Origin of the sequence: Brevundimonas vancanneytii (assembly GCF_901421975.1) — a bacterium.
GTDB lineage: Bacteria > Pseudomonadota > Alphaproteobacteria > Caulobacterales > Caulobacteraceae > Brevundimonas > Brevundimonas diminuta.
The window spans coordinates 744,539-760,808 of sequence record NZ_LR588407.1; the positions used below are offsets into that span (position 1 = coordinate 744,539).

At 67.7% G+C, this 16,270-nt stretch carries 14 protein-coding genes, 1 other RNA gene and 1 pseudogene; 6 read left to right on the forward strand and 10 right to left on the reverse strand.

The window, feature by feature from the left end:
- Positions 1–45: 45 nt before the first annotated feature.
- From FGL25_RS03665 to tkt, 7 genes are all read right to left on the reverse strand, one after another.
- A complete protein-coding gene (locus FGL25_RS03665; RefSeq protein WP_138140984.1) occupies positions 46–1,242 on the reverse strand; it encodes a phosphoglycerate kinase in 1,197 nt (398 codons plus the stop codon).
- 113 nt (positions 1,243–1,355) lie between these two features.
- On the reverse strand, positions 1,356–2,363 hold the full coding sequence (gene gap / locus FGL25_RS03670) for a type I glyceraldehyde-3-phosphate dehydrogenase (protein ID WP_088410127.1): 1,008 nt from the start codon (positions 2,361–2,363) through the stop codon (positions 1,356–1,358).
- Between the two features lie 141 nt (positions 2,364–2,504).
- A complete protein-coding gene (locus FGL25_RS03675; RefSeq protein ID WP_138140985.1) occupies positions 2,505–2,759 on the reverse strand; it encodes a YbdD/YjiX family protein in 255 nt (84 codons plus the stop codon).
- Complete coding sequence (locus FGL25_RS03680) at positions 2,752–4,839, reverse strand: carbon starvation CstA family protein (protein ID WP_138140986.1); 2,088 nt, start codon at positions 4,837–4,839, stop codon at positions 2,752–2,754. The genes FGL25_RS03675 and FGL25_RS03680 overlap by 8 nt, the downstream gene beginning before the upstream one ends.
- Before the next feature lie 125 nt (positions 4,840–4,964).
- Complete coding sequence (gene purT, locus FGL25_RS03685; protein WP_128720534.1) at positions 4,965–6,158, reverse strand: formate-dependent phosphoribosylglycinamide formyltransferase; 1,194 nt, start codon at positions 6,156–6,158, stop codon at positions 4,965–4,967.
- Positions 6,159–6,181: 23 nt separating this feature from the next.
- Complete coding sequence (locus FGL25_RS03690) at positions 6,182–7,033, reverse strand: alpha/beta hydrolase (RefSeq protein WP_003165796.1); 852 nt, start codon at positions 7,031–7,033, stop codon at positions 6,182–6,184.
- A 5-nt stretch (positions 7,034–7,038) separates the two neighbouring features.
- Entirely contained in the window at positions 7,039–8,988 is a 1,950-nt protein-coding gene (gene tkt / locus FGL25_RS03695; RefSeq protein WP_252970242.1) for a transketolase, read from the reverse strand.
- A 144-nt stretch (positions 8,989–9,132) separates the two neighbouring features.
- Between tkt and FGL25_RS03700 the strand changes: the two genes are divergently transcribed.
- The 6 genes from FGL25_RS03700 to FGL25_RS03725 all read left to right on the forward strand — a co-directional run bounded on the left by FGL25_RS03700 (position 9,133) and on the right by FGL25_RS03725 (position 12,477).
- Positions 9,133–9,423 (forward strand): hypothetical protein, encoded by a 291-nt coding sequence (locus FGL25_RS03700; RefSeq protein WP_003165794.1) that lies wholly within the window; start codon positions 9,133–9,135, stop codon positions 9,421–9,423.
- Positions 9,423–9,764, forward strand: a complete 342-nt coding sequence (locus FGL25_RS03705; protein WP_003165793.1) for a cell division protein ZapA — start codon at positions 9,423–9,425, stop codon at positions 9,762–9,764. Before FGL25_RS03700 ends, FGL25_RS03705 begins: the two co-directional genes overlap by 1 nt.
- Positions 9,765–9,799: 35 nt before the next feature.
- Positions 9,800–10,489, forward strand: a complete 690-nt coding sequence (locus tag FGL25_RS03710) for a DUF4336 domain-containing protein (protein ID WP_046653228.1) — start codon at positions 9,800–9,802, stop codon at positions 10,487–10,489.
- A gap of 189 nt (positions 10,490–10,678) precedes the next feature.
- A non-coding RNA gene (ssrS, locus tag FGL25_RS03715) (6S RNA) lies at positions 10,679–10,839 on the forward strand.
- Between the two features lie 274 nt (positions 10,840–11,113).
- Positions 11,114–11,659, forward strand: a complete 546-nt coding sequence (locus FGL25_RS03720) for a 5-formyltetrahydrofolate cyclo-ligase (RefSeq protein WP_138140988.1) — start codon at positions 11,114–11,116, stop codon at positions 11,657–11,659.
- On the forward strand, positions 11,656–12,477 hold the full coding sequence (locus FGL25_RS03725) for a TIGR00282 family metallophosphoesterase (protein WP_040345911.1): 822 nt from the start codon (positions 11,656–11,658) through the stop codon (positions 12,475–12,477). The genes FGL25_RS03720 and FGL25_RS03725 overlap by 4 nt, the downstream gene beginning before the upstream one ends.
- Positions 12,478–12,530: 53 nt before the next feature.
- On the opposite strand, the gene FGL25_RS03730 is transcribed toward FGL25_RS03725, so the two are convergent.
- From FGL25_RS03730 to purL, 3 genes and pseudogenes are all read right to left on the reverse strand, one after another.
- Positions 12,531–13,547 carry a glycosyltransferase family 4 protein gene (locus FGL25_RS03730; protein ID WP_138140989.1) on the reverse strand — a complete coding sequence of 339 codons (1,017 nt, stop codon included), beginning with the start codon at positions 13,545–13,547 and terminating at the stop codon, positions 12,531–12,533.
- A 141-nt stretch (positions 13,548–13,688) separates the two neighbouring features.
- Positions 13,689–14,057, reverse strand: coding sequence for an indole-3-glycerol-phosphate synthase (locus tag FGL25_RS03735; protein ID WP_138140990.1), 369 nt, complete (start codon positions 14,055–14,057; stop codon positions 13,689–13,691).
- Positions 14,057–16,266: pseudogene (gene purL / locus FGL25_RS03740) on the reverse strand (phosphoribosylformylglycinamidine synthase subunit PurL). Before purL ends, FGL25_RS03735 begins: the two are co-directional and overlap by 1 nt.
- Between the last annotated feature and the right edge of the window lie 4 nt (positions 16,267–16,270).

The window sequence follows — 16,270 nt, forward strand, 5'->3', positions numbered from 1 at the left end:
AGACATCAGGGGCGAGGGCCGCGAACAGCCCTCGCCTTGACGTTTTTAGGCGGCGCGCAGCGCCTCGACGCCCGGCAGAACCTTGCCCTCCATCCATTCCAGGAAGGCGCCGCCCGCGGTGGAGACGAAGGTCATGTCGTCGGCCGTGCCCGCGTGGTTCAGGGCCGCGACCGTGTCGCCGCCGCCGGCCACGGCGACCAGCTTGCCGGCCTTGGCCAGTTCGGCGGCGTGCTTGGCGGCCTCGACCGTGGCCTTGTCGAAGGGCGGAACCTCGAACACGCCTAGCGGGCCGTTCCAGATCAGCGTCTTCGACAGGTCCATGGCGCGGTTCAGGCGGGCGACCGTCTCAGGCCCAGCGTCCAGGATCAGGTCGTCGGCGGCGATGCGGTCCAGAGCGCGGACGCCCGATTCGATGCCCGGCTTGACGCCCTTGGCCACCACGACGTCGACCGGCAGCAGCAGTTCACAGCCCTGACGGCGGGCTTCCTCGATGATCTCGCGGGCGGTGTCGGCCAGATCCTTCTCGCACAGCGAACCGCCGACATCGACGCCCTGGGCGAACAGGAAGGTGTTGGCCATGCCGCCGCCGATGGCCAGGTAGTCCAGCTTGGCGACCAGGTTCTTCAGCAGGTCCAGCTTGGTCGAGACCTTGGCGCCGCCGACGATGCCGATGACCGGCTTCTGCGGCTTGCCGAGCGCCGCGTCCAGCGCCTCAAGCTCGCGCGCCATGGCGCAACCGGCATAGGCGGGCAGCAGCCGGGCCAGCCCCTCGGTCGAGGCATGGGCGCGGTGCGCGGCCGAGAAGGCGTCGTTGACGTAGAGGTCGCCCAGTTCCGCCAGCTGCCGGGCGAAGGCCGGATCGTTCTTTTCCTCGCCCTTGTGGAAGCGGACGTTCTCCAGCAGCAGCACGCCGCCGGCGTCCAGATCTGCCACGGCGGCCTTGGCCTCATCGCCCACGCAGTCGTCGGCGAAGCGCACGGGGCCGTGCAGCAGCAGCTCCAGCGGCTGGACGACGGGCTTCAGGCTCATCGACGGCACGCGCTCGCCCTTGGGACGATCGAAGTGGGCCAGCAGCACCACCTTGGCGCCCGCTTCGCGCAGGCGGTGGATGGTCGGCAGGGCGGCCTTCAGACGGGTGTCGTCGGTGACGTTCCCGTCCTCCATCGGCACGTTGAAATCCACGCGGACCAGGGCGGCCTTGCCCGAAAGGTCGGAAACGTCGTCGAGGGTGCGGAAGGTCATCGGTGGTCCGTCTTTTGATCTGGGCGGCGGGCCCGTCGTCTTGAAACAAGGGGCTCTCAGCCGTTCGGCGAGAGCCCCTCATAGGTCAGCAGTCTGTCAGGCGCGAGGCCGGATCAGAGGAACTTCGCCATCACCAGGGCGGTGTCGGCCATGCGGGTCGCGAAGCCCCACTCGTTGTCGTACCAGGTCAGGACGCGGGCCAGCTTGCCGTCGACGACCTGCGTCTGGGGCAGGGCGGCGGTCGAAGAGGCGGCCACGTGGTTCAGGTCGACCGAGACCAGCGGGTCGGTGGTCGTGGCCAGGACGCCGTTCATCGGGCCGTTTGCGGCGGCCAGCAGGGCGGCGTTGATTTCCTCGACGGTGACTTCGCGACCGGCGACGACCTTCAGGTCGACGACCGAGACGTTCGGGGTCGGGACGCGGATCGACGAGCCGTCCAGCTTGCCCTTCAGTTCCGGCAGGACCAGGCCCAGGGCCTTGGCGGCGCCGGTCGAGGTCGGGATCATCGACAGGGCGGCGGCGCGGCCGCGGTACAGATCCTTGTGCATCGTATCCAGCGTCGGCTGGTCGCCGGTGTAGGCGTGGATGGTGGTCATATAGCCGCGCTCGATGCCGAACAGGTCGTGCAGCACCTTGGCCACCGGGGCCAGGGCGTTGGTCGTGCACGAGCCGTTGGAGACGACGATGTCGTCGGCCGTCAGGGTCTCATGGTTGACCTTGAAGACGATGGTCTTGTCGGCGCCGTCGGCCGGGGCGGAGACCAGCACGCGCTTGGCGCCCGCCTTCAGGTGAGCCGAGGCCTTGTCCTTGGAGGTGAAGATGCCCGTGCATTCCAGGGCGATGTCCACCTTCAGCTCGGCGTGCGGCAGGTTGGCCGGGTCGCGCTCGGCCGTGACCTTGATCTTGCCGGTGCCGACGTCGATCCAGTCCTCGCCCGTCGTGACCGTGCCGGGGAAGCGGCCGTGCACCGAGTCATAGCGGAACAGGTGGGCGTTGGTCTCGACCGGGCCCAGGTCGTTGATCGCCACGACCTCGATGTCCTTGCGGCCGTGCTCGACGATCGAGCGAAGGACGAGGCGGCCGATGCGGCCGAAGCCGTTGATGGCGACGCGAACGGTCATGGGGAGCAGTCTCCTGAACAGGGGGCGGTTATGATTGGCGCCTTAGTGGGACGGAGCGCGCGCGGTTGCAACCCCGTCGCCGTAACAAGGCCCGTAACAAGATATGATCGCCTGTAACCGTCCGGGTGCGGTCAAGCCGCCTCAGCAGCAGCGGAAGCCGCCGCCTTCGCCGAACCGCCGCGCTTCATGCAGGCGGAAGAAGGCGGTGCGGTCCAGCGGCGCCTGATCCGGGTGGGTGACGGCGGCATGGGCGACATAGGCGTCATAATCCGGCTGGCCGATCATCAGCCCGGCGGTGCGGCGGGCGTCCTTGCCCCACCGCACCAACGTGTCCCGGCAGGCGCAGAGCAGGTCCGCGCCGCCGGTCGTCGTCGAGGATGAAGAGGACTTAAGCACGGGCGATGTCCATCGCTTCGTCGCTCAGGTTCAGCTCATGCTCGGCGGGCGTCTCGACCACGGTCGGCCGGTCGGACTTCAGCGCCTTGAGGCAGGCCCCGACGCCATAGACCACGACCGTCAGCACCACGAACAGGAAGCCCGCCGTCAGCGCCGAGTTGACGTAGTCGTTGACGATGACCCGGTGCATGTCGCCGATGGTCTTGGCCGGGGCCAGGATGTCGCCGGCGGCCATGGCGTCCTGATACTTCCGGGCGTGGGCCAGGAAGCCGATCTTCACGTCGGGGTGGAACAGCTTCTGCAGCCCTGCCGTGACCGTGCAGATCAGCAGCCACACCGCCGGGACCGCCGTGGCCCAGGCGAACCTGTGCCGCTTCATCTTGAACAGGACGACCGTGCCCAGGATCAGGGCGACCGCCGCCAGCATCTGGTTGGCGATGCCGAACAGGGGCCACAGGCTGTTGATCCCGCCCAGCGGATCGACCACGCCGGTATAGAGGAAATAGCCCCACAGCCCGACCGTCAGGGCCGTGGCCACGACGTTGCCGGTCCAGGACTGGGTCTGACGCATCTTGGGCACGGCCATGCCCAGCAGATCCTGGATCATGAAGCGGCAGACGCGGGTGCCCGCATCGACCGTGGTCAGGATGAACAGGGCCTCGAACAGGATGGCGAAGTGGTACCAGAAGGCCATCATGGCCTTGCCGCCGATGACGCCCGACAGGATGTGCGCCATGCCGACCGCTAGGGTCGGGGCGCCGCCTGCACGCGACAGGATGGAGTGTTCGCCCACGTCCTTGGCCAGTTGCTCCAGCTCGGCCGGAGTGATGTGGAAGCCCCACTGGGCCACGGCGGCGGCGGCCGAGGCGGCGTTGTCGCCGATGACGGCGACCGGGCTGTTCATGGCGAAATAGACGGCCGGGTCCAGCACGGTGGCGGCGATCAGGGCCATGATCGCCACGAAGCTTTCGCACAGCATGGCGCCGTAGCCGATCAGCGGAATCTGGTTCTCGTTCTCCAGCAGCTTGGGCGTGGTGCCGGACGAGATCAGGGCGTGGAAACCGGACACGGCCCCGCAGGCGATGGTGATGAACAGGAAGGGGAACAGGGCGCCCGAGAAGACCGGCCCGGTCCCGTCGATGAAGGGGGTGATGGCGGGCATCTGCACATGCGGCCGCACGATCAATATGCCGACGGCCAGGGCGACGATGGCGCCGATCTTCAGGAAGGTGGACAGGTAGTCGCGCGGGGCCAGCAGCAGCCACACTGGAATGACCGAGGCGATGAAGCCATAGGCCATCATGGCGATGGCCAGCGTCGTGCCCGACAGGGTGAAGGCCGGACCCCAGAAGGGATCAGCCGCAATATGGCCGCCGCCGATGATGGCCAGAACCAGCAGCACCACGCCGATCACAGACACCTCGCCCACGCGGCCGGGGCGCAGAAAGCGAGTGTACAGCCCCATGAAGACGGCGATGGGAATGGTGGCGGCGACGGTGAAGGTGCCCCAGGGGCTCTCGGCCAGCGCCTTGACCACCACCAGGGCCAGCACGGCCAGGATGATGACCATGATCATCAGCACCCCGACCTGGGCGATGACGCCGGGGATGGGGCCCATCTCGGTGCGGACCATGTCGCCCAGCGACCGGCCGTCGCGGCGGGTCGACATGAACAGGACGATCATGTCCTGCACCGCCCCCGCCAGCACGGCGCCGACCAGAATCCACAGCACGCCGGGCAGATAGCCCATCTGCGCCGCCAGCACCGGCCCGACCAGCGGCCCTGCGCCCGCGATGGCCGCGAAATGGTGGCCGAACAGGACGTTGCGTGGCGTCGGAACGTAATCCAACCCGTCATTGTGCCGGACGGCCGGTGTGGGCCGCCTTGCGTTCAGCCCCAGCACCTTCCCGGCCAGATAGCGGGCGTAGAAGCGGTAGGCGATGGCGTAGACGCACAGCGCCGCGACCACGATCCAGACGGCGCTGATGCTCTCGCCCTGGTGCAGGGCGATGACGGCGAGGGACACAGCCCCCAGGATAGCGATGGCGCCGAATATCAGCGCCGTCTTGAGCTTGCCCATGACGAACGGTCCTCCGGGTCGACTGGGTGCGACCTTTCGTCTTTTTTGGACCCTAATCGCGTCCGGCGCCAATCGACAAAAGTCGAAGAAGCTTGGCCGGTCCTTCTCCCGTTGTGGGAGAAGGACTACGGAGCGACTACCCGCACCTTGCCCGCCGCCTCGGCCGCGCGCGCACGCGCTTCGTCCGTGTCGGCGCCGCGCGCCAGGGCCACGCCCATGCGGCGGCGCTCAAACGCCTCGGGCTTGCCGAACAGGCGCAGGTCGGCGGTCGGGACCGACAGGGCCTCGACCACGCCTTCGAACACCACGCCCTCGGCCTCCATGCCGCCGTAGATGACGGCGCTGGCGCCGGGTTCGCGCAAGGTCACGTCCACGGGCAAGCCCAGAATGGCGCGGGCGTGCAGGGCGAACTCGCTCATGACCTGCGTCGCCAGCGTCACCAGCCCGGTGTCATGCGGACGCGGCGACACCTCCGAGAACCAGACCTCGTCGCCCTTCACGAACAGTTCGACGCCGAACACGCCGAGACCGCCCAGCGCCTCCGTCACCTTGGCCGCAATGGCCTGCGCCGTCTTCAGGGCGGCGGGGCTCATGATCTGCGGCTGCCAGCTTTCGACATAGTCGCCCTTCTGCTGGCGATGACCGATGGGGGCGCAGAAGTCCGTGCGGACGGCGCCGTCGCGCAACGACCGCACCGTCAGCAGGGTGATCTCATAGTCGAAGTCGATGCGCCCCTCGACGATGACGACGCCGCCCGCGACCCGCCCCGACGCTTCGGCATAGGCCCAGGCCTCGGCCACGCCCTCAGGCCCCTCGACATAGGACTGGCCCTTGCCCGAGGACGACATGACCGGCTTGACGAAGCAGGGGAAGCCCACCGCCTGCGCCCCCGCCGCCAGTTCCTCGGCCGAGGCGGCGAAGGCGTAGGGACTGGTCGGCAGGCTCAGCTCTTCGGCGGCCAGACGGCGGATGCCTTCGCGGTTCATGGTCAGCTGGGTGGCGCGGGCGGTGGGGATGACGCGGGCCAGCCCCGCCGCCTCGATAGCCGCCAGGGCGTCGGTGGCGATGGCCTCGATTTCCGGCACGATGATGTGCGGGGCCTCGGCCATGATGATCCCGTTCAGCACCTGGGGATCGGTCATGGGGATGACGTGGCTGCGGTGCGCCACCTGCATGGCGGGGGCGTTGGCGTAGCGGTCGACCGCGATCACCTCGGCGCCGAGGCGTTGCAGCTCGATGGCCACCTCCTTGCCCAGCTCGCCCGAGCCCAGCAGCATGACGCGCGTGGCGTGGTCAGTAAGCGGCGTGCCGATCTTCATGGCGTCAGGCTCCGAAAAGTCGTTCAGGTTCCCGGCTCGGCCGGAACCGCATAGAGGCGGCGGAAGGCGTCCAGCGCGGCGCCGTGATAGATGGTGGCGTGGCTCTCGTTCGGGCGCGGGGTGAAGTCCCAGGTGACGCCGGGCAGGGCGTGATCGCGCAGGTTGGCGGTCAGCACGTCCATCGGCGCCTGCATCATCTCGCCCTCGTCGCCCAGCGTCAGGATCAGGGTGCGCGGATCGTTGGAGTGGTCGCGCAGATGCGCTCCTGACTGCCGCGCCAGCTGGCCGCCGTCCCACCACAGGCTGGGGCTGACGGCGACATAGGCGTCGAACATCTGCGGCTCTTTCAGGAAGGTCTCGACCACGAATAGGCCCGCCAGGGACTCGCCCATCAGGGCCGTCTCGCCGCTGGTGCGATAGCGGACTTCGATGAAGGGCATGACCTCTTCGCCGACGAAACGGCGGAAGCGGTCGGATTGCCCTTGCGTCGGATAGCGGGAGATCAGTTCGGCGTCGTCGGTCGGCAGGGCAAGCTCGTTGCGGCGGTCCATCGAGGCGACGCCCACGACGATGACGTCGCGCGTCGTGCCGACGATGGTCCCCAACTGGGCGATGCCCGAGATGTGGTGAAAGTCCTGATCCTGTCCGCCGTCGAGGACGTAGAGGACGGGATAGGTCTGGCTGCCCTTGGCATAGCCGGGCGGCAGCCAGACGTTGATCTCGCGCGTCTGGTTCATGACGGCGGAGGGCAGGGCGTAGGACTGGCCGATGACAACGGGCGTCTCGACCGCCATGGGGGCGGTTGTCTCGGCGAAGGCAGGCGCGCCGCCCGCCATCGATAAGCCGAAGCTCAGGACGAGGGCGAGGCGGCGCATGGAGCTTACAGCCGGGCCTTGGCGGCTTCGACCACGGCTTCGGCGGTGATGCCGAACTCGCGGTAGAGGACTTCGGCCGGGGCCGAGGCGCCGAAGCCGGCCATGCCGACGAAGCCTCCGTCTTCGCCGATGAAGCGTTCCCAGCCCTGCTTGATGGCGGCCTCGACGGCGACGCGCACCGTGCCGCGGCCGATGACGGCGTCCTGATAGGCCTTGGGCTGCTGCTCGAACAGGGCGAAGCAGGGGACCGACACCACGCGGGTGGGCACGCCTTCGGCCTCCAGCGTCTCGGCGGCCTTCAGGGCCAGGGCGACCTCGGTGCCGGTGCCGAACAGGGTGACCTTCGCCTCGCCGTTGGCGGCCTTCAGCTCATAGGCGCCCTTGCGCGACAGGTTCTCGCCCGCGTCGGTCACGCGCACGGCCGGGGTTTTCTGACGCGACAGGCACATGGCGGTCGGCGTGGTCTTGTGCTGCAGGGCGACCTGCCAGCACTCCAGCGCCTCGACCGTGTCCGCCGGGCGCATGGTCAGCAGGTTGGGGATGGCGCGCAGGGCCGCCAGATGCTCGACCGGCTGGTGCGTCGGGCCGTCTTCGCCCAGGCCGATGCTGTCGTGCGTCAGGACGTGGATCGCGCGTACGCCCATCAGGGCGCCCAGACGGATCGCCGGACGGCTGTAGTCCGCAAACGCCATGAAGGTGCCGCCGTAGGGGATGACCCCGCCGTGCAGCGCCAGACCGTTCATCGCCGCGGCCATGCCGAACTCGCGGATGCCGTAGTTCAGGTAACGGCCGGCGTAATCCGGCGCGTCCATGATCTGGGTGTTCTTGACGAAGGTGTTGTTCGAGCCCGTCAGGTCGGCCGAGCCGCCGACCATTTCGGGGATGGCGTTGAACACCGTCTCCAGCGCCTCGCCCGACGACTGGCGCGTGGCCAGGGCGGGCTTGTCAACGACCAGTTGCTTCAGCTTGGCGTCCAGCGCCTCGAAGGCGCCGGTGGGCAGGTCGCCGGCCATGGCGCGGGTGAAGTCGTCGCGCTGGGCGTGGTTCAGCAGACGGCCTTCCCAGGCCTTGCGGGCCTTGCCGCCCTGCTTGCCGACCTTGGCCCAGGCCTTCTGCACGCCTTCGGGCAGTTCGAACGGCGCGAAGGGCCAGTTCAGCGCCTGACGGGTCGCCGCGATCTCGGTGGCGCCTAGGGCCGCGCCATGGGTCTTGTGGCTGCCTTCCATGGTGGCGGCGCCCTTGCCGATCTTGGTCTTGCAGGCGATCAGCGTCGGCTTGTCCTGCTTGGTCGCCCAGGCCAGGGCCTTCTGGATCTGCCTATAGTCGTGACCGTCGATGGCCTTGACCGCCCAGCCCGAGGCCTTGAAGCGCGTCAGTTGGTCCGTGGCGTCCGACAGCGACACCTTACCGTCGATGGTGATTTCGTTGTCGTCCCACAGGACGCACAGCTTGTTCAGCTTCAGGCGGCCGGCCAGGGCGATGGCTTCCTGCGACACGCCTTCCATCAGGCAGCCGTCGCCGGCGACGACCCAGGTGCGGTGGTCGACCAGATCCTTGCCGAAGCGCGCGGCCAGATGGCGCTCCGCCAGGGCGAAGCCGACCGAGGTGGCAAGGCCCTGACCCAGCGGGCCGGTGGTCGTCTCGATCCCGGCCATGTGGCCGTATTCGGGGTGGCCGGCGGTCTTGAAGCCCCACTGGCGGAAGTTTTCCAGCTGCTCCCGCGTCGCGTCCTTATAGCCCGTCAGGTGCAGCAGGCTGTAAATCAGCATCGAGCCGTGACCGGCCGACAGGATGAAGCGGTCGCGGTCGGCCCAGTCGGGACGGCTGGCGTCGAACTTCAGGAATTTCGAATAAAGGACGGTGGCGACGTCGGCCATGCCCATCGGCATGCCGGGGTGGCCGCTCTTGGCCTTTTCCACCGCATCCATGGACAGCACCCGGATGGCGTCGGCCATCTGCTTGGGCGAAGGCTTGGCGAATGCAGCTTGGGCGTCGGTCACGGCGAGACCTTTCCTCAGGAACAGGATAAAGCGGGGGCGGCGCCGCTTTACCCCGGCGCGCCGGCAGGTTCTACACGGAATCTGGAAGAAAGGACCATCATGGACGCCGTTACGGCTGCAAAGGCGCGGATTGATCGAGCGTTGGCTGATCTGGAGCGCAAGGTGCTTGAGCTGAAAGCCCGGCCCGCCTCGGCGCCGCCCATCGCGGACGACGACCTGTTCGCGCCGCGCGCCTCGAACGCGGCCGACCTGGCGCGCATCGCCGAGCTGGAGACGGCCGGTCAGGAAACCGCCCAGGCGCTGGCCCGCGCGGCCGACGCCGTGCGCGAGGTGCTGGCGCAGCAGCAGGCGGCTTCACAGCAAGCCGCTGGGCAAGAGGAGGCGAACTGATGGCGACGGTGACGGTAGAGGTTCACGGCCGCCCCTATGCAGTGGGCTGCGCTGACGGTCAGGAGGCGCGGGTGCGCGACCTGGCGGCCCAATTCAACGAACGGGTGCAGGGCGTGGCCGATCAGGTCGGCCAGGTCGGCGACGTGCGGCTGTTCCTGATGGCCGCCCTGATGCTGGCTGACGAGCTTGGAGAAGCGAAACGCCAGGCGGCGGTCCAGAACTCGGGTCGCGCCAAGGCGGCGACGGCGGCCGTCGCGACGCCCGCCCCGGCCAGCGACGGCGTGGCCGAGGCCCTGAACGCCGTGGCCGCCCGCATCGAGAAGATCGTTCAGACGATGTAGGGCGTCGCCTCTATAAACCGCATTCGGACACCGACATGCTCCAAGACTTCGGAACGGACATATGGATTGCCGATGGCCCGGTGGTGGTCGGCGGCGGGGGATTTCGCTACCCGACCCGGATGGCGGTGATGCGGCTTGCGGATGGGGAGCTGGTCGTTTGGTCGCCAGTGTCGCTTAGCCTGGAAATGCGTCAGGCGGTCGGCCGACTTGGACCGGTCGGATTCATCGTTCCGCCCAACGCCCTCCATCACAGCTTTGTCGGGGAATGGCAGGAGGCCTATCCGCACGCCAAAACTCTGGCGCCGCCTACATTGGCGGAAAAGCGTGCCGATCTGAGGTTCGATGGGGCGTTAGCGGCGACAGCGCCGAGCAGCTGGGAGGGGCAGATCGACCTGATCATCTTCGAGAACGCCATCGCCAGCGAGGCCGTACTGTTTCATCGCCCGAGCGGCACGGCCATTTTCACCGATCTACTGCAGAACCTGCCGGAGGACTGGTATCATGGCTGGCGGGCGCTGGTGGCTCGCCTCGACCTGATGACGGGGCCGGTTGCGGAAGTTCCGCGCAAATTCCGACTGGCCACAAGGGACCGCACCGCGGCGCGTGCGAGCCTTGCGAAAGTGCTCGAATGGCCAACCGAACGTATCCTGATGGCGCATGGCCGACCCATCCTGACGGATGCGCGTCAGCATCTGCGACGGGCTTTTTCCTGGCTGACCCGTTAGGCGGGTTCGATACGGAGCAGCGTTAGTAAAACAGGAGTTCGCGCTTTCGTGGGAATGAGCTGGCGTCGCGTCGTCTCCATCCGACTTCGTCTTGACGGGCTCTGTCACCCCTCCCTTCTATGAGGAGGGAGAAACGCGCGCTTCGCCATTGTTGAAACCTGTCCGAACGCCTATCTTGCGCGACGGCGGGTCATGCTGCGGCTCACGTCGAAGACAACATATCCTTCTGACCTTAATTCACTCATAGGGATCTGTCCCTGTCCGGGCTTGAGGGCCTGGGCATACGGAGCCCACCTGGCTACCCAGGTCGAGAGGATTTAAACGTTCTTCACGGCTCACGCGGCGCCGCCAACCCATCTTTATTTAGTGCGCTATCGCTCGCGACGCGGTCGCTTGCTGCTTGAGCGCGTTTTGGTGCGCTACGCTGGAGACGCGGTCGCTGGCCCCTTGCGCAGTTGGCGAGCATTTCTCCAATCGTTCTTTCTCCCGCCGTCATCCTCGGGCTTGACCCGAGGATCGAGTTGGGCGACGCGCTCGGCCTGTCGGCGTTCAGTGCGCCGTTAGGCTGGATCCTCGGGTCAAGCCCGAGGATGACGGTGGAATTTGGCGAAGGGCCGAGCGGCGATGACCCCCAAGCACGAACTCCGGGCCGCCATGCGCGCGCTTCGCAAGCGCTTGGGCGAGGCCGATCCCGAAGTCGCCGAGCGCGCCGCGAGCCATGCCGACGCCTTGCCGTCTTCTGAAATCGTCGCCCTCTATCGCGCCATGGGGTCGGAGCTGGACACCGACGCCCTGGCCAACACCCTGCACCAGGCGGGCCGTCGCCTGTGCCTGCCGGTGGTGCTGGAGCGCGACGCGGCCATGATCTTCCGCGCCTGGGCGCCGGGCGAGCCGTTGGAGCTGGACGCCGCCGGATGTCCCGCGCCTCTGCCGCTGAGCGAGGTGGTGCGGCCGGACCTGATCGTGACGCCCCTGTTGGCCTTCGATGCCCACGGCGGACGGCTGGGCCAGGGGGGCGGCTATTACGACCGGACCTTCGCGATGCTGCCCGATGCGCGCCGGGTCGGCTTCGCCTATGCCGGGCAGGCGGTCGATCGTCTCGATCTGGAGCCGCACGACATCCGCCTGCATGGCGTTTTGACCGAGACCGGCTATAGAGCCTTCCCATGAGATTGGCGTTTTTCGGTGACGTGGTCGGCAAGTCCGGGCGCGATGGACTTTCGGACCATCTTCCGGGGCTGAGGCGCGACCTCAGGCTCGATTTCGTGGTGGTCAACGCCGAGAACGCGGCGGGCGGTTTCGGCATCACCGAGAACACCGCCAACGACATCTTCAACGCTGGGGCCGACGTCCTGACGCTGGGCAACCACAGCTGGGATCAGCGCGAGGCCCTGACCTATATCGTGCGCGAGCCGCGCCTGATCCGTCCGGCCAACTATCCGCGCCTGATGGATGCGCCGGGGCGCGGCGCCGACGTCTTCGTCACGTCGGACGGCCGCCGGGTGCTGGTCATCAATGTGCTGGGCCGCGTCCACATGGACCCGATGGATGACCCCTTCAGCGCCGTGGAGCGCGAGTTGGAGGCCGCGCCTCTGGGCGTCGTCGCGGACGCCGTCATTGTCGACATGCACGCCGAGGCCACCAGCGAGAAGATGGGCATGGGCCACTTCTGCGACGGCCGCGCCAGTCTGGTGGTCGGCACCCACACCCACGTCCCGACCGCCGACGCGCAGATCCTGCCCCACGGTACGGCCTATCAGACCGATGCGGGCGGCTGCTGCGATTACGACTCCGTCATCGGTAACGACAAGGAAGAGCCGCTGCGCCGTTTCACCACCCGTCTGTCGGGCGGACGCTATGTCCCCGCCAGCGGCCCGGCGACCATTTGCGGCGTCTTCGTCGAGACCGACGACCGCACGGGCCTGGCCAAGCGCGTCGAGCCGATCCGCGTCGGCGGCCGTCTCAGCCAGGCGGTCCCGCAGATCTGACGCCGGCCTGCCGCTCTCGGCGATCCGAGGCCGCAACGGGCTCAGCCGCCGCGTTATCGTCCAAGACTTTTGGCGTGGACCAGACGTTCGCGTAGATCGTGCAACTGCGCCGCGCGGTGCCCTGGGGTGTGCGTGTGCGCCACATAGGCCTGAGCCGCACGGGCCAACTCCAGGCGTCGCGCGGGGTCGCGGATCAGGTCGTCCATCGCGGCGCCCAGTCCATCGGCGGTCAGATCATCGACATAGACGGCGTGCGGGCCGCTGGCTTCGCGCAGGCCGCCGCGCCCGGACGAGATCAGGGCCGCGCCCGCCGCATGGGCCTCCAGCGCGGTCAGGCCTAAGGGTTCTGCCCAGACCGAAGGAGTCAGGGCGATGGCCGCACGCTGCATGACCGCGCGAACCTCGCTCAGCGGCGCCGACTTCAACACCGTCACCCGGTCGCCGAACCGTTCCAGAGGGGCGACATGAGGTTCGGCCCAGGCGGCGTGCTTGTCCCAGTCGTTCAGCATCAGCACGGCGCGCCAGTCGGGATGACGCTCCAGCACGGCGGGCAGGGCGGCGCAGATCAGGTCCACGCCTTTTTCCTGCATGGCGCGGCCGGCGAAGGTGATCAGCGGTTCGCGACCGTCGATCGGCGCGCGCCACAGATCGACGTTGATGGGGTTGGGAACGGCGAAAGCCTTCGGCTCCTGCCTTGGATAATCCTGAAGGAATTCTCGACGTCCCGCGTCGCTGACGAAGATCAGGCCGTCGATCTGGCGGAACCGTCGTTCATAGCGCCAACGGTCAAACAGGCCTCGCGGCGACTTCAGCGCATTGTGCCGATAGAGCACGCGCGTGGCGCGAGGAAAGCGCCGGGAGATTTGAAGCGCCTGACGCAGCTGTTGGTGGAATTCAATGACGTCCGGATCGAAGTCGTCCAGGGCCTTCTCAAGCGCCGAAAGCCGCTTCTTATTTCTGGGCAGGCGATAGGCCGGAAGATTTCCGTGATCCTCGGCGCCTTCACAGCAGAAGATGCGCAATTCCGCATTCTGGTCGCCATGAGCCAGAGTGCGGACGACGGTCTCCATCGAGTTGGGTTGGGATAGGGAGAAGCAGCAACCTAAAGGCAGGACGACAGCGACTTTCAGCGGACGGCTCCCGTATAGGATGTATCAAGGCCACTGCTCGGCCTCCTACACCACGAATATGAACCTAGGCTGACATTTTTTTCATGGTCTCGCGGCGGCGCGGGCCTCCAGCGCGCGCAGACGGCCTTCCTCGGCCTTCAAGTCGCCGGTCAGCTGCCCTTTCAGCGCCGGATCTGTCGTGGCGGCCAGCAGCGCGCGCGTTTCCTCCACCGCCTGACGACGGGCGGCGATCAGTCGCGACAGTTCGTCCGGCTCATGCAGGGCCGGGCCGGAGGCGGTTGGACGACGGATCGCCTGCGCCTCTTCTTCCTCGGTGGTCTTCAGCGCGGCGGCCTGTCGGGCGGCGGCCGCGTCGCGCAGGGCGTGCTGGACGGGATCGCCGCCCTCGAACTCGCAGGCCGACAGCAGGGCGGCGCCCGCGACGACGAGGATGAGGGCGGCGGCTCGCATCAGCCTTCGATCCAGTTCGGCATCCAGCCTTCGTGGAATTCGCGCACATGGGCGACGGGGATGCGGAACAGCTCGCCCTTCGGACCCGAGGAGGCGAAATCCGTCCCCTTGACCAGACCCACGACCGAGGCGTGCAGCCCCGCGTCCTTGGCCTTGGCGATCAGGGCGTCGGCGTCCGACACGGCGACCAGATAACGGGCCTGGTCCTCGCCGAACAGGAAGGCGTGGGCGTGGGCGGCGCTGGAGGCGTTCAGTTCGATCCCGACGTCCGAGGCCAGGGCGATGTCCGCCGCCGCCCCGACCAGACCGCCGTCCGACAGGTCGTGGACCAGGGTCAGTTCGCCCGCCTCGATCAGGCCGCGCACGAAGTCGCCGGTCTTGCGTTCCAGCTTCAGGTCGACCGGCGGCGGGGCGCCGTCCTCGCGGCCCAGCACCTCGCGCAGATAGATGGAAGCGCCCAGTTCGCCGTGCGTCTGGCCGATCAGCACCAGCTGGTCGCCCTCGGCCGCGCCGCCGAATCCGGTGGTCACGTCGTAGTTGGTCAGCAGGCCCACGGCGCCGACGGTCGGCGTCGGCGGAATGGCGACGCCGTTGGTCTCGTTATACAGGCTGACGTTGCCGCTCACGACCGGGAAGTCCAGTTCGCGGCAGGCCTCGGCCATGCCGTCGGTGGCGCGCACGATCTGGCCCATGATCTCGGGCCGCTGCGGGTTGCCGAAGTTCAGGTTGTCGGTGATGGCGATGGGACGCGAACCGACGGCGGTCAGGTTGCGCCAAGCCTCGGCCACGGCCTGCTTGCCGCCTTCATAGGGGTCGGCCTGGACATAGCGCGGGGTGCAGTCCGAGGTGACGGCCAGACCCTTTTCCGTGCCGTGGACACGGATCACGCCCGCATCGGCGCCGGTGGAGGAATCCTGCAGCGTGTCGGCCATGACGTGGCGGTCGTACTGTTCCCAGATCCAGCGCTTGGACGCCATGTCGGGGCAGGCGACGACCTTCAGCACGGCGTCGTTCCAGCTTTCGGGCGCGGGACTTCGGCCGGGTCGAGGCGCGGCTGAAGCTCGGGCTGGACCCACGGGCGGTCATACAGCGGCGCATCGTCAAACAGCGGGGCCAGCGGCACGTCGCAGACGACATCGCCGTGATGCTTCAGCACCAGATGGCCGGTGTTGGTGGTCTTGCCGATGATGGCGAAGTCCAGCCCCCACTTCTGGAAGATGCGATAGCCGACGTCCTCAAAGCCGGGCTTCAGCACGGCCAGCATCCGCTCCTGGCTTTCCGACAGCATCATTTCATAGGCGGTCATGCCGGTTTCGCGCTGGGGCACCTTGTCCAGATCCAGCTCGACGCCGACGCCGCCCTTGCCGGCCATTTCGACCGAGGAGGACGTCAGACCCGCCGCGCCCATGTCCTGAATGGCGGCCACGGCGCCCGAGGCCATCAGCTCCAGCGTGGCTTCGATCAGCAGCTTCTCGGCGAAGGGGTCGCCGACCTGCACCGTGGGGCGCTTGGCGTCCGACTCGTCGTCGAACTCGGCCGAGGACATGGTGGCGCCGTGGATGCCGTCGCGGCCGGTCTTGGAGCCGAAATAGACCACGTCGTGGCCCGCTTCCGGCGCGGCCGAATAATAGATCTCATCGGCGCGGGCCAGGCCGACGCACATGGCGTTGACCAGGATGTTGCCGTTGTAGCCCTTGTGGAAGTTCGTCTCGCCCGAGACTGTCGGCACGCCGACGCAGTTGCCGTAGCCGCCGATGCCGCTGACCACGCCCTTGACCAGACGCTTGGACTTCTCGTGCGACGGGTCGCCGAAACGCAGGGCGTTCAGCAGGGCCACCGGGCGCGCGCCCATGGTGAAGACGTCGCGCATGATGCCGCCCACGCCCGTCGCCGCGCCCTGATAGGGCTCGATGTAGGAGGGGTGGTTGTGGCTCTCCATCTTGAAGATGCAGGCGTCGCCGTCGTCGATGTCGATCACGCCCGCGTTCTCGCCGGGGCCGCAGATGACGCGCTCGCCCGTGACCGGGAACTTCATCAGCTGCTTCTTGGACGACTTGTAGGAGCAGTGCTCGGACCACATGACCGAGAACACGCCCAGCTCGACCTGGTTGGGCTCGCGGCCCAGCCGGTCCAGCAGGACCTGATATTCATTGGGGGCGAGGCCGTACTCTTCGGCCAGCTGGGCGATGGTCTTTTGGGGCGCGCTCATGGGC

Bases quoted from the DNA above. Each gene is read 5' to 3' on its own strand.
- FGL25_RS03665 (WP_138140984.1), bottom strand. From the start codon at position 1,242: ATGACCTTCCGCACCCTCGACGACGTTTCCGACCTTTCGGGCAAGGCC.
- gap (WP_088410127.1), bottom strand. From the start codon at position 2,363: ATGACCGTTCGCGTCGCCATCAACGGCTTCGGCCGCATCGGCCGCCTC.
- FGL25_RS03680 (WP_138140986.1), bottom strand. From the start codon at position 4,839: ATGGGCAAGCTCAAGACGGCGCTGATATTCGGCGCCATCGCTATCCTG.
- purT (WP_128720534.1), bottom strand. From the start codon at position 6,158: ATGAAGATCGGCACGCCGCTTACTGACCACGCCACGCGCGTCATGCTG.
- FGL25_RS03690 (WP_003165796.1), bottom strand. From the start codon at position 7,033: ATGCGCCGCCTCGCCCTCGTCCTGAGCTTCGGCTTATCGATGGCGGGC.
- tkt (WP_252970242.1), bottom strand. From the start codon at position 8,988: ATGGCCGACGCCATCCGGGTGCTGTCCATGGATGCGGTGGAAAAGGCC.
- FGL25_RS03700 (WP_003165794.1), top strand. From the start codon at position 9,133: ATGGACGCCGTTACGGCTGCAAAGGCGCGGATTGATCGAGCGTTGGCT.
- FGL25_RS03705 (WP_003165793.1), top strand. From the start codon at position 9,423: ATGGCGACGGTGACGGTAGAGGTTCACGGCCGCCCCTATGCAGTGGGC.
- FGL25_RS03710 (WP_046653228.1), top strand. From the start codon at position 9,800: ATGCTCCAAGACTTCGGAACGGACATATGGATTGCCGATGGCCCGGTG.
- FGL25_RS03720 (WP_138140988.1), top strand. From the start codon at position 11,114: ATGACCCCCAAGCACGAACTCCGGGCCGCCATGCGCGCGCTTCGCAAG.
- FGL25_RS03725 (WP_040345911.1), top strand. From the start codon at position 11,656: ATGAGATTGGCGTTTTTCGGTGACGTGGTCGGCAAGTCCGGGCGCGAT.
- FGL25_RS03730 (WP_138140989.1), bottom strand. From the start codon at position 13,547: ATGGAGACCGTCGTCCGCACTCTGGCTCATGGCGACCAGAATGCGGAA.
- FGL25_RS03735 (WP_138140990.1), bottom strand. From the start codon at position 14,057: ATGCGAGCCGCCGCCCTCATCCTCGTCGTCGCGGGCGCCGCCCTGCTG.